At 46.1% G+C, this 13,250-nt stretch carries 9 protein-coding genes; 7 read left to right on the forward strand and 2 right to left on the reverse strand.

Translation table 11 applies throughout. The features are described from left to right. Window positions 1-67 precede the first annotated feature (67 nt). The 7 genes from HLM86_RS01060 to purF all read left to right on the forward strand — a co-directional run bounded on the left by HLM86_RS01060 (window position 68) and on the right by purF (window position 11,599). Window positions 68-5,641 carry a FimV/HubP family polar landmark protein gene (locus HLM86_RS01060; RefSeq protein WP_171831428.1) on the forward strand — a complete coding sequence of 1,858 codons (5,574 nt, stop codon included), beginning with the start codon at window positions 68-70 and terminating at the stop codon, window positions 5,639-5,641. A 96-nt stretch (window positions 5,642-5,737) separates the two neighbouring features. Then, complete coding sequence (gene truA / locus HLM86_RS01065; RefSeq protein ID WP_170882151.1) at window positions 5,738-6,532, forward strand: tRNA pseudouridine(38-40) synthase TruA; 795 nt, start codon at window positions 5,738-5,740, stop codon at window positions 6,530-6,532. Window positions 6,533-6,707: 175 nt separating this feature from the next. After that, window positions 6,708-7,634, forward strand: a complete 927-nt coding sequence (gene accD, locus HLM86_RS01070) for an acetyl-CoA carboxylase, carboxyltransferase subunit beta (protein WP_076585473.1) — start codon at window positions 6,708-6,710, stop codon at window positions 7,632-7,634. A 43-nt stretch (window positions 7,635-7,677) separates the two neighbouring features. Next, window positions 7,678-8,943, forward strand: coding sequence for a bifunctional tetrahydrofolate synthase/dihydrofolate synthase (folC, locus tag HLM86_RS01075; RefSeq protein WP_076585471.1), 1,266 nt, complete (start codon window positions 7,678-7,680; stop codon window positions 8,941-8,943). Beyond that, window positions 8,944-9,495, forward strand: coding sequence for an SPOR domain-containing protein (locus HLM86_RS01080; RefSeq protein WP_076585469.1), 552 nt, complete (start codon window positions 8,944-8,946; stop codon window positions 9,493-9,495). Window positions 9,496-9,557: 62 nt separating this feature from the next. After that, window positions 9,558-10,046: a CvpA family protein gene (locus tag HLM86_RS01085; RefSeq protein WP_076585466.1), complete on the forward strand. Its 489-nt coding sequence runs from the start codon at window positions 9,558-9,560 to the stop codon at window positions 10,044-10,046. Between the two features lie 38 nt (window positions 10,047-10,084). After that, window positions 10,085-11,599, forward strand: coding sequence for an amidophosphoribosyltransferase (purF, locus tag HLM86_RS01090; protein WP_076585464.1), 1,515 nt, complete (start codon window positions 10,085-10,087; stop codon window positions 11,597-11,599). Window positions 11,600-11,668: 69 nt separating this feature from the next. On the opposite strand, the gene znuB is transcribed toward purF, so the two are convergent. Both znuB and znuC read right to left on the reverse strand, forming a co-directional pair. Continuing rightward, on the reverse strand, window positions 11,669-12,454 hold the full coding sequence (gene znuB / locus HLM86_RS01095; protein WP_076585462.1) for a zinc ABC transporter permease subunit ZnuB: 786 nt from the start codon (window positions 12,452-12,454) through the stop codon (window positions 11,669-11,671). Continuing rightward, window positions 12,447-13,232 carry a zinc ABC transporter ATP-binding protein ZnuC gene (gene znuC / locus HLM86_RS01100; RefSeq protein ID WP_076585984.1) on the reverse strand — a complete coding sequence of 262 codons (786 nt, stop codon included), beginning with the start codon at window positions 13,230-13,232 and terminating at the stop codon, window positions 12,447-12,449. The genes znuB and znuC overlap by 8 nt, the downstream gene beginning before the upstream one ends. Window positions 13,233-13,250 lie beyond the last annotated feature (18 nt).

Below are 13,250 nucleotides of genomic sequence, written 5' to 3' on the forward strand. Positions count from 1 at the left end.
CTGTTTATCCGATATATTTAACAGATCATGATATTAAAATTTTATTGAGCACATAGCTGAGCCTTCTATGCTTCGAATTTTTAAGCGTCTGCTGCTGCCTGTAGCATTAGTAGCCGTGACTCAGACACCAATGGTTAGTGCAGAAAGTATTCGCCTTAAAGGGCCTGACGGTGAGTTGCAGAACTCGCCGCGCTATTCTGATTTTACCCCGGAAGACTTGCGCAACAACCAGCCTTCTCGTTTTTACGGGCCAACTAATTCTCAAGAAACGCTGTGGGCTATTGCTAGTCGTTTGCGGCCGTCTTCAAATGTGAGCGTTCAACAAACATTACTTGCCGTCTATCAACTCAATCCACAAGCGTTTGATAATCAAAATATCCATGAATTGATTCCCGGCAGTACTTTGCGCATTCCTTCACTGGAGCAAGTCCAGAGCGCCTCGACTCAAGAAGCGGTCAATATTATGGCTGCTCATCAGGCCCGTTTGTCGAACGTACCTGTTGTTCGTCCTTCTGCTCCACAGCTCAAACCTCAAATAGAGGCAGATAAGCCAACGGCGTTGCCATCAACGGTGGAAACACCGATGGTAAAAGACAACATGTCAGCGATGGAACCGAATGCCGATTTAGCCAACATTGCCAGACAAGAGCGCAAAGCCCAAGTTTCGACACTAGAGAACCAACTCGAAAACTCTGAAACTGAGATGATGGCGCTGGAGGAGAAAAATCATAAGTTACGCTTGATGCTAGCCGATGTTCAATCCGAAGTGGATGTGTTGAAAGATGAACTCGGTGATGAGGGGCGTATTCGCAGTGAAGTAGAAAAACTGCTGGAGGCCGAACGTATGCGTTTGGCTGACGAACGTAAGATGCAGCCATCATCGCTTGATAATATCTTATCAAATACAGCGTTTGTTGCCGCGATGGCGATCATTCCAGGTTTACTGATTGGTTTATTGATTATGATGTTGCTTGGACGTCGTAAAAAAGAGGCCACAGAAGTTCCTGAGACACAAGATAAACCAGCGCAACCTATTACCCCTCTAGCACCCGAGTCGCTCAATGAAGACGTCGATGATGAATTGCTTCTCGATGATGATTTGTTTGGCGAATCTTCTGACCAAGAAGAGGATTTGTTCTCGGACGATGCGTCCGATGGTGAAGAAACTGAAGGAGAGCCGGACGTCTTTGCTGACTTGGACGATAACGATTTGGACTTCAATCTGGAAGGTGAGGATGGTGAAGACCCGTTTGCCGGCATTGGAGATGATGGCGAGTTGGACGAAACCCTCGCCGATATCGACGCAAGTGATATTAGCGTAAATGCTGATGATAAGGCCTTAGGGCTCGAAGAAATGGAGCGGGCGCTTGATGAGGTTGCTGGTGAGGATGCTCTAGAGGAAGGCGAGTTTGATCTATCTGATGACGAGTTTTCGCAAGATGAGCTGGATTCATTGTTGGCAGAAGACGAAGAAACGGAAGACCTCGGCAGTGGAGAATTGGATCAATCTTTACTGGACGACCTATTTAGTGAAGACGATTCAGAACAAGATGATGATTTAGACATTAATTCATTGTTGGACGAATCTGACGATGGGTTTGATCTCAGTGACACTGAGGATGAGAGTGACAGCATCCTGGATGATAGTGAACCGGAGTTGGCATCAGATAGTGAAATCGATGATCTTTTTGCTCAAGCTGAGGCTCAGGCTGATTTGGAGCAACTGGAAGCCGAAGCTTTAAACGGTGAAGATACCGCCTTGCTTGATGAAATGCTTGACGATGATGCAACAGTGGTCAGTGAGGGCAGTACGGACTTACTCGATGAGCTAATCAATGAAAGCGATGAAGCGGGTACGGATGCTGAAGAGGCCCTGGACGAAAATGTAGGCAGTGAACTCAGTGCTGATAGCGATGACTCGCTGTTCGATGAGCTGATTACTCAGGATGAAACAATAGGTTTAGATATTGATTCAACAGAGACGTTGGATGAATTTTTGACTGATGACCATATTGACGATATCGGATCGCTTGACGAGAGCACGGAACTGTTAGATGAACTCGTTGAAGACCAAGAGCAACCATCGTTGCTCCAAGATGAAGATCTGGGAGACGAAGGCACTGACTTGTTTGAGGAGTTGTTGGAAATTGAAAATCAACAAATTGACTCCAATGAACAAAGTGAAGAAGCCTTGCTTGAAGAGACGGGACCGACAGACACGAGTGATGATGGGTTCTCTAGTGAAGATTTTATTGATGACATGCTCAGTGTTGCCCCTGAGGGTGATCCGCTCTTAGATGAACTTAAACCTGATGTCTCTGAATTAGAGGTTGCAGACTCAGAGGCTTCTGATACAAACCTTGCAGAGCCAGAGCCAGAGCCAGAGCCAGAGCCAGAGCCAGAGCCAGAGCCAGAGCCAGAGCCAGAGCCAGAAGATGAAGACGATTGGTTGACATCGGCCATTGACGAGGTTGAACAGCCGAACGATTTCGTTCAGGAGCAGGATGTAGAGGAAACACCTATTGACACTGAGACAGAGTCAGTGGTGGATGATGATCCTTTGCCTACAGGAACCGGTGAGGATGAAGACTTATCGGTTCTACCGATAGGAGATGTGGAAAGTACGCATACGAAGGAGGAAGATCTCGTTCTTCCAGAAGCGCCTTTATTGAAAGAAGATGGACTCTTTCCTGAAGAAGAACAGGCTATAGAAGAAGATTTACTTGCTCAACAGGAGCTGACAGAGTCTTCTCCTCAAGAATCTCAAGAATCTCAAGAATCTCAAGAATCTCAAGAATCTCAAGAATCTCAAGAATCTCAAGAATCTCAAGAATCTCAAGAATCTCAAGAATCTCAAGAATCTCAAGAATCTCAAGAATCTCAAGAATCTGTAGCGCAGATGCCTGAAGCGATTCCTAACGAGTTTGGTGTACCTGAAGATGATGATTGGTTAGTTGACGACATTGATGATTCACCTGATTTGGACGAGCCTGAAGAATCGCCTGAGCCTGAAGAGATCACCGAACCGGAACCTTCAGCCGCGATTGATGATATTGATGATGCATTGGAGCTGGGTGAGCCTGAAGAAGCGCTTCAGCCTGAAGAGGTTACCGAACCGGAACCTTCAGCCGCGATTGACGATATTGATGATGCATTAGAGTTGGATGAGCCTGAAGAATCGCCTCAGCTTGAAGAGATCACCGAACCGGAACCTTCAGCCGCGATTGATGACATTGATGATGCATTGGAGCTGGATGATTTTCCAGAGTTGCCGGAGCCTGAAGAGGTCACCAAACCGGAACCTTCAGCCGCGATTGATGACATTGATGATGCATTGGAGCTGGATGATTTTCCAGAGTTGCCGGAGCCTGAAGAGGTCACTGAACCGGAACCCTCAGCCGAGATTGATGACATTGATGATGCATTGGAGCTGGATGATTTTCCAGAGTTGTCGGAGCCTGAAGAGGTCACCAAACCGGAACCCTCAGCCGCGACTGACGATATTGATGATGCATTGGAGCTGGATGATTTTCCAGAGTTCCCGGAGCCTGAAGAGGTTACCGAGCCGGAACCTTCAGCCGCGACTGACGACATTGATGATTCACCTGATTTGGACGAGTCTGAAGAATCGCCTCAGCTTGAAGAGATCACCGAACCGGAACCTTCAGCCGCGATTGACGATATTGATGATTCATCTGATTTGGACGAGCCTGAAGAATCGCCTCAGCTCGAAGAGATCACCGAACCGGAACCTTCAGCCGCGATTGATGATATTGATGATGCATTAGAGTTGGGTGAGCCTGAAGAAGCGCTTCAGCCTGAAGAGGTTACCGAACCGGAACCTTCAGCCGCGATTGACGATATTGATGATGCATTAGAGTTGGATGAGCCTGAAGAATCGCCTGAGCCTGAAGAGGTTACCGAACCGGAACCCTCAGCCGCGACTGACGACATTGATGATGCATTGGAGCTGGATGATTTTCCAGAGTTGTCGGAGCCTGAAGAGATCACCGAACCGGAACCTTCAGCCGCGACTGACGACATTGATGATTCACCTGATTTGGACGAGTCTGAAGAATCGCCTCAGCTTGAAGAGATCACCGAACCGGAACCTTCAGCCGCGATTGACGATATTGATGATTCACCTGATTTGGACGAGCCTGAAGAATCGCCTGAGCCTGAAGAGGTCACTGAACCGGAACCCTCAGCCGAGATTGATGACATTGATGATGCATTGGAGCTGGATGATTTTCCAGAGTTGTCGGAGCCTGAAGAGGTTACCGAACCGGAACCTTCAGCCGCGATTGACGATATTGATGATTCACCTGATTTGGACGAGCCTGAAGAATCGCCTGAGCCTGAAGAGATCACCGAACCGGAACCCTCAGCCGAGATTGATGATATTGATGATGCATTGGAGCTGGATGATTTTCCAGAGTTGTCGGAGCCTGAAGAGGTCACCAAACCGGAACCTTCAGCCGAGATTGATGACATTGATGATGCATTGGAGCTGGATGATTTTCCAGAGTTGCCGGAGCCTGAAGAGGTTACCGAGCCGGAACCTTCAGCCGCGACTGATACATCGCTCGAGATCGATGATGATGACTTGCCGGAATACGATGAAGACGATGCGTTGGCCGATGCTATCGAGCAATCTCAACATGATGAACCGGTTTCACAATCTGAGCCAGTGATTGAATTGAGAGACGAGGATTTACCCGAGTATAATGAAGAAGACGCACTTGCCGATACTTCGAATGAGTCGTTGCAATTAGCTGATTTGGACATTCCTAAATATGGTGAATCTGCTCCATTATCGGGCTCAGACGATATGGCTGATTTGGACTTGCCTGTCTCTGAGGTTCACTCTGAGGAAGGACTGCCTGATGAGTTTGAAGAACATGACACCATTAATGATGGTTTTGACAATGATGACGCTGTCGATTTCAAACTTGATGAACTTGAACTCCCTTCTCTCGAAGAAATCCCATCTGAATCGGCTCAAGAACTCGCTCATAATGCATATAATGAGCAAACGTTTGATGAATTGCTTGCAGAACATCCACCTGAGCAAGGTGCTAGCTTTGATTTTGATTCACCCGTTGATTCGGTGATGTCAGACAGTGCTGGTATGGATATTGATGCCATGCTTGAGGTCGGTGGAGAAGATTGGAATGGTTTCAGTTTGTCGTCTGAGCAGCAAGCACAGATCACTGATGATATTCCAGAGGATGAACAAAAAGTCTGGGATGCCGATAACCGGCCTGAGCAAGCTCAAATTTTAGATGAAAACTGGGAAGATCAGCCAGAAATGGATGATTTGGTCACTGACAAGGGGCAATTCCGCAGCATCGATGACCTTATGGCAGAAGTAGAACAAGAAGAAAAGCGGGAGTTTGAAGAGGAAGACCTAAAACTAGAGGTCGGACTGAGTGATTTTCCGGATGTGATTGGTGATACTGGCGATGTAGACGTCGATAACAATTCAGAGGCTGCTGGAAAGCTTGATCTGGCCAAAATTTACCTAGAAATGAATGACTCCCAAGGGGCGATTAAACTACTTGAAGAAGCGATTGTTGACGGCAGTGATGAGATTCGTCGTGAGGCCAAAAATCTTATTGATGAAATTAACGGTCGCTAATCTCGTTGAGATTGAAGGGGGTGCCTATGGCTGCCCCTTATCTTTTTCTGCAAAAATGTTTATACTTCCCGCCCCATTTTTTAAGAGAAAATCCTGATGAGAATTGCTTTAGGTATTGAGTACAGCGGCACGCAATACTTTGGCTGGCAGCGACAACGAGACGTGATAAGTGTCCAAGAGAAGCTGGAATGCGCACTCAGCACCGTCGCTAATCATCCAGTTGACGTGCAGTGTGCAGGTAGAACGGATGCGGGAGTGCATGGCACTGGGCAAGTTGTTCACTTTGATACAACAGCAATTAGAAAGCCGATGGCGTGGACTATGGGTGTGAATGCTAATCTGCCAAAAGATATTGCTGTGCGCTGGTCACAAACGGTACCAGACGATTTTCATGCCCGTTTCTCAGCAACGGCTCGTCGTTATCGATATATTATTTTTAACAGTCCCTTTAGACCAGGCATCCTTTCATCCGGTGTCAGTCACTATCATGGGGAGCTGGATGTCGTTAAAATGCAGGAAGCGGGTCAGTTTTTATTGGGTGAAAATGATTTCACGTCATTTCGTGCGGTTCATTGCCAGTCACGCAGTCCTTGGCGTAATATCATGCACCTTAATGTCACGCGGCACGAGCAATACGTTGTCATTGATATTAAAGCCAATGCGTTTGTACATCATATGGTGCGAAATATTGCAGGGAGTTTAATCTGTGTGGGTCGCGGTGAACATAAACCAGAGTGGATGCACTGGCTTTTAGGAATGAAAGATCGCAAGTTGGCTGGCGCGACGGCCAAAGCTGATGGACTTTATTTGGTCGCGGTCGATTATCCGCAAGAGTTTTCACTGCCAAATCTGCCCGTTGGCCCACTATTTTTACCAAATAACCTGAACTAATATGTGATACATTGTCAAACTAATCAGTTCTTTAGGGCGTGGGACACTAGTGTAAACAATAGGTACAACCAGTTTTTTGTCTACACTTGGCATTTTATGTGCTTTAATCCTCTCGCGTAAATTCAGAATTTTGTCCTTCGCACCGTGCGGAGGCGTTGAGAGAAAAAGGTCTTCCATGAGTTGGCTTGAAAAGATTTTAGAAAAAAGCAACATTGTAACTTCACGTAAAGCATCCATTCCTGAAGGGGTATGGACTAAGTGTACATCATGTGAGCAGGTACTTTATCACGCTGAACTAGAGCGTAACCTGGAAGTTTGCCCTAAATGTGACCATCACATGCGAATGAAAGCGCGTCGTCGTTTGGAAACATTTCTTGATGAAGGCAACCGCGTTGAAATCGCCGATGAACTTGAGCCTCAAGATAAGCTTAAGTTTAAAGATTCTAAGAAATATAAAGATCGTATCTCCGCAGCTCAGAAAAACAGTGGGGAGAAAGATGCGCTCTTGGTCATGAAAGGTGAACTGTTAGGCTTACCGATTGTTGCCTGTGCATTTGAGTTTTCCTTCATGGGCGGTTCAATGGGCTCGGTGGTTGGTGCTCGTTTTGTTCGTGCGGTAGAGGCTGCGATTGAAAATAACTGTGGACTCGTGTGTTTTTCTGCCAGTGGTGGTGCTCGTATGCAAGAGGCATTAATGTCTTTGATGCAAATGGCGAAAACCAGCGCGGCTCTTGAACGCTTGTCTAAGCGTGGGTTGCCTTTCATTTCTGTGATGACTGACCCAACCATGGGTGGGGTTTCTGCCAGTCTTGCTATGCTGGGTGATGTGAATATCGGTGAACCTAAAGCATTGATTGGATTTGCTGGTCGTCGTGTGATTGAACAGACCGTGCGTGAAGATCTGCCTGAAGGTTTCCAGCGCAGTGAGTTTTTGTTGGATCATGGCGCTATCGATATGATTGTAGACCGACGAGAAATGCGTCAACGAGTCGGCAGTCTGATGGCTAAAATGACCAATAAGCCGTCACCTCTGGTTGTTTCTGTGAACGCTTCACAAAATGAAGCGACTTATTCTGTACCAGAAGCGGACGAAAAAGGGTAAAGTAACTCATTAACAAAGTACCACAATTACTGGTTAAAGTTAGATGAGTCAAACCCAAGTTCCTCAAGCCACATCCCCCTTAGCGATGTGGCTTGATTATTTAGCAAACTTACATACCTCTTCGATAGATCTCGGCCTAGAGCGAGTTTACTCTGTTGCCGAAAAAGCCAACCTGCTAAAACCAGCCAAAACCGTTATTACTGTAGCGGGAACCAACGGAAAGGGCTCCACATGTGCACTCATGGAAGCGATTTTGTTGGACGCGGGTTATTCTGTCGGTGTTTACAGTTCTCCTCACTTAATCCGATATAACGAACGCGTACGCATCAATGGCCAAGATCTCGTAGATGAAAAGCACTCCCAAGCGTTTGATTATATAGAGCAACATAGAGGCAATATCAGTTTAAGCTTGTTTGAATACGGCACTTTAGCCGCCTTACGTTTATTCCAAGTGGAGAATCTTGATGTTGTGTTGTTGGAAGTTGGTTTAGGCGGACGTTTGGATGCCACTAATGTTGTGGAGCACGATGTATCAGTGATCACCAGCTTAGCCATTGATCATGTAGATTGGCTAGGCGATGATATTAACGTCATTGGCTATGAAAAAGCGGGTATATTTCGGCAAGGTAAGCCTGCGATTTGCGGCCAACCAAAAGCGCCAGCGACGGTGGCCGCTCATGCAGATGATATTGCCGCTGACTTGTATCAAGTGGATATTCAGTATGCGTACCGTCAACTGAGCGACACCATCTGGCAATGGTCTCACGGTAGTTTTACATTAGACAACCTGCCAGTTCCCAATCTTCCGATACAGAATGCAGCGACGGCATTAATGGCTTTGGCATCCACCAATTTAGATCTGAGTGATGTCAATATCGTCAACGGGCTGACTTGCGCTAAATTACCGGGAAGAATGCAAACCATTAGTACTCAGCCGACGGTCCTCTTAGACGTTGCGCACAACCCCCATTCGGCGGAGTATTTGGCGCAACGAGTTCGTCACGACTATCCAGAGAAAGTGATTCATGCGGTTGTCGCCATGCTTCATGATAAGGACATCGCAGCGACCCTTGATGTGCTTTCTCCAATCGCTTCCTATTGGTACCCTGCTTCATTGTCGATGCCAAGAGGAGCCAAAGCGGAAGAGCTTTGCCAGCACTTACCCAGCAACACTGATAAATTTTCAAGCCCAGTTGAGGCTTTTCAATCTGCGATGACAAAAGCAAATACGAAGGATGTCATTCTGATAGTCGGTTCTTTTCACACAGTAGGCGCAGTGCTTGAGCACTGGCAAAAAAAAGGAGCATAAATGGCGAGTAAGTTTCAGAATCGTTTGGTTGGCACCATCATGTTGGTGGCAGTAGGGGTTATTGTGCTGCCCGATGTTCTCGATGGAAAGAAAACGCATTACACAGAAGATGTCGCCAGTATTCCAATAAAGCCGGATTTAGATAGTGACATTGAAAGTTTTGAGGTGCTTGAGCCGGTCGACGACAGCACTAGCTTACCTGATACTCCTGTTGAAGTCGTGACTACGGAATCAGATCTTAAATCGCCAGAACGTTCTGATAATCCCCCTTTACCGGTAAAAATAAAGCCAGTACCTGAGCGTAATGAGTATCAGGATAGCGCTTGGATTATCCAGTTGATGGCACTGAAAAATGCTGACAACGCCAAAAACGTGGTGAAGGATCTACAAAAACGTGGCTATCAAGCGCATGCAAAACTCGATAGAGGGTTTACTCGAGTGATCATTGGGCCTGATGTTTCAAAGAGTAAGTTAGAGCGGCAGGTTATTGAACTGGAAAAAATCACCGGTTCGAAGGGCCAAATGCTCAAGTTTAAGCCATTAAATCCATAAGAAAACGTTTGCGTCAGCGTTTTTTCTGTTAAAATGCGCGCCAACTTAAGATGTAAGAGTAAATGAATACATTAGATATTATCATTTTGAGCGTGATTGGCCTTTCGGCATTGATCAGTTTGATACGTGGCTTCGCTAAGGAAGCATTGTCTTTGGTTATATGGTTTGGGGCATTTTTTATTGCCAGTCAGTATTATACTAAATTGGCGATTTACTTCTCCAATATCCAAGATGATATGGTCCGCAATGGAGCCGCGATTGCCGTTTTGTTTGTTTCTACGCTAATTGTCGGTGCGATAGTCAATTACGTCATTGCACAATTGGTTGAGAAAACAGGCTTATCGGGAACAGATAGAATACTGGGGGTCGTTTTTGGCGGCTTAAGAGGTGTTTTAATTGTTTCTGCGGCGCTATTTTTTATGGATGCGTTTACATCGTTTCCAGACTCCGAGTGGTGGAAAGGTTCTCAATTGGTACCGGAATTTAGCCGAATCATTGCGCCTTTCTTTGAACACTTGAAAACAACATCTAGTTTCTTATCTGGCGTGTAGTAACGCGCCAGCCATTATAGAAAATCGAGGGTTAGGACATGTGTGGTATTGTTGGAATCGTGGGCACAACGCCTGTAAACCAGTCTATTTATGACGCATTGACAGTGTTGCAGCATCGTGGTCAAGATGCCGCGGGTATTTGTACCATAGAAAGCAATCGTTTTCGTCTGAGAAAGGCGAATGGTTTGGTCAAAGATGTATTCGAAGCCAAACATATGCAGCGCCTTCAGGGCAACGTGGGTATCGGTCATGTTCGTTATCCAACAGCAGGTAGTGCCAGTGCTTCGGAGGCTCAACCTTTCTACGTCAATTCTCCATTTGGTATTACCCTCGCACATAATGGCAACCTAACCAATGCCGCAGAAGTTCGAGAGAAGCTGTTTGAGAAAGATCGACGACACATCAATACCACGTCAGACTCTGAAGTCTTGCTCAATGTTCTCGCCCATGAGATTGATACAGTTAAAGGGAATGTGACAGCGGAAGATGTCTTTCGCGCGGTGACTAGCGTCCATAGGACAATACGTGGCGCTTATGCGGTTTCCGCTATGATTATCGGTCATGGTATGATCGCGTTTCGCGACCCAAATGGCATTCGTCCTCTTTGTCTCGGTAAACGAGAGATAGAGAGTGGTATTGAATATATGGTTGCCTCTGAGTCCGTGGCTTTGGATGCTGTTGGGTTCGACTTCATTCGTGATGTTGCACCGGGTGAAGCAATTTACGCTACGTTTGATGGTCAACTGCATACTAAGCAATGTGCAGATAATCCGTCGCTGAATCCTTGTATCTTTGAGTTCGTGTACTTTTCTCGGCCAGATTCGTTTATTGATAAAATTTCGGTTTACAGTGCGCGCGTTGAAATGGGAAAAAAACTCGGAGAACGAATTAGAGATGATTACAGCCATCTGGATATCGATGTCGTTATCCCAATACCTGAAACCTCTTGTGATATTGCATTGCAAATAGCGCAGGCGATTAATCAGCCTTATCGTCAGGGTTTTGTCAAAAATCGCTATGTCGGTCGGACATTTATCATGCCAGGCCAGCAACAGAGAAAAAAATCGGTAAGGCGCAAGCTCAATGCCATCCGTTCTGAGTTTAAAGATAAAAACGTACTTTTAGTGGATGATTCAATTGTGCGGGGTACGACGTCTGAGCAGATAATAGAAATGGCTCGTGATTCAGGTGCAAACAAGGTATTTATGGTATCAGCTGCCCCAGAGATTCGTTTTCCGAACGTATATGGTATCGATATGCCGAGTGCCAACGAGTTGATTGCGCATGGTCGCGATAATGAGGCTATCTGCCAGCAAATCGGTGCTGATGAATTGATTTACCAAACACTCGAAGATCTCGTGACGGCTGTAGGAATGGGTAATACGGCCATTTCTAAGTTTGAGGCGTCTGTGTTTAATGGTGAATATGTTACGGGTGACATTGACCAACAGTATCTGGAATTTTTAGAATCGCTACGCAGTGACGATGCACAAGTTCAACGTGGGATCCAGCAAGAACTCGCTAACCTTGAACTGCACAATGAAGAGGCTTAGGAGCGGAAGCCATTTTGTATGACTTATTTGGCAAAGGGTTGACGCTATGACGTCAACCCTTTTTTATTTTCAGGATTTGACACGATGGATCTGAGCAAGCATAAACATTGCTGATGCACTTATCACAACGGACGGCCCCGCAGGGGTATCGAAGTACCAGGACAAACCTAACCCCAGCAAGACGGCGATCACGCCAATTAAAGAAGCGGTAACGGCCATCTGCTCTGGAGTGACAGAAAACCGTCGCGCTGTTGCCGCAGGGATGATCAACAATGAAGTCATAATCAGCGCGCCAACAAACTTCATACCGATAGCAATGACGAGCCCCACCATGATCATCAGAATTAGGCGCATGAGATCGACGTTGTGTCCTTCAACAGCCGCTAAATCTTCATTGACGGTTGTCGCCAGTAGAGAACGCCAACAGCAGATAAGTACGCTTAAGACGAACACGACACCAGTATAAATATATATGAGGTCTGTGGGCGTGACCGCGAGCAGGTCACCGAATAAGTAACTCATTAAATCAATGCGCACATTATCGAGAAAACTAATCGCGACTAGGCCGAGTGACAGAGCGCTGTGGGCGAGAATTCCCAAAAGGGTGTCCGTCGCGACCAGTTGCTGTTTTTGCAGAGCAACAAGAATAAATGCCAATGCCAAGCAACATATAACGAGGGCCAGATAAAGGTTAATTTCTAATAAAAACCCCAGTGCTAACCCCATGAGAGAGGCGTGAGCCAAAGTATCACCGAAATAGGCCATTTTCCGCCACACAACAAATGACCCCAGTGGGCCGGCAATCAGAGCAATACCAAAACCGGCTAGTATAGAGGGTAATAAAAACTCAATCATGATGGTGACCGTGTAAGTGGTGTGAACAATCAGATGCTTCTCCTGAAACGGCTTCTCCGGCCAAATCATGGTGATGGTGCTGATGTTGGTGATGATAGAATGCAAGAGATTCGTGTCGAGTTTGACCAAACAAAGCGATGTAGTTAGGGTGCTTGGTAATATCGGCTGGAGCACCAGAGCAGCAGACATGATGATGTAAACATATGACGTCGTCAGTTTTGGCCATCACAAGATGCAAATCATGAGAGACCATAAATATGGCGCAGTTAAAACGGTGTCGTAAGGTATCAATCAGTTCATAAAGATCGATTTGACCCTGTACATCGACGCCTTGTGCAGGTTCATCCAAAACGAGTAAATCTGGCCTTTGCAAGAGAGCACGAGCAAGCAATATTCTCTGATTTTCACCACCAGATAGGGCATGCATATTATTTTTTATTAAATGCTCTGCTCCAACCAGCTTCAGCGCATCCTGCAGTTCTTGTTTACTGTATTTACCCGCCAGTTGCATAAATCTTTTAACGTTTAGTGGTAGTGTGTCATTGAGCTGAAGCCTTTGCGGGACATAGCCAATTTTTAACGCTTTTTTTTGCGTGACGGTCCCAGTGAACTGTTTCTGCAGGCCAAGTAGTACTTTAACCAAAGTGGATTTTCCTGCGCCGTTCGGGCCTATCAGTGTCGTTATTTTTCCTCTTTTGATGGAAAGGTTAATATTGTCTAGGGCTTTACGTTCACCGAACTGAACACTCACTTGTTGAAGTTCGACCAGTGTCGACATTGTGGAACTCATTTGCAA

It is taken from the genome of Vibrio ostreicida, from assembly GCF_013074385.2.
GTDB classification, from domain to species: domain Bacteria; phylum Pseudomonadota; class Gammaproteobacteria; order Enterobacterales; family Vibrionaceae; genus Vibrio; species Vibrio ostreicida.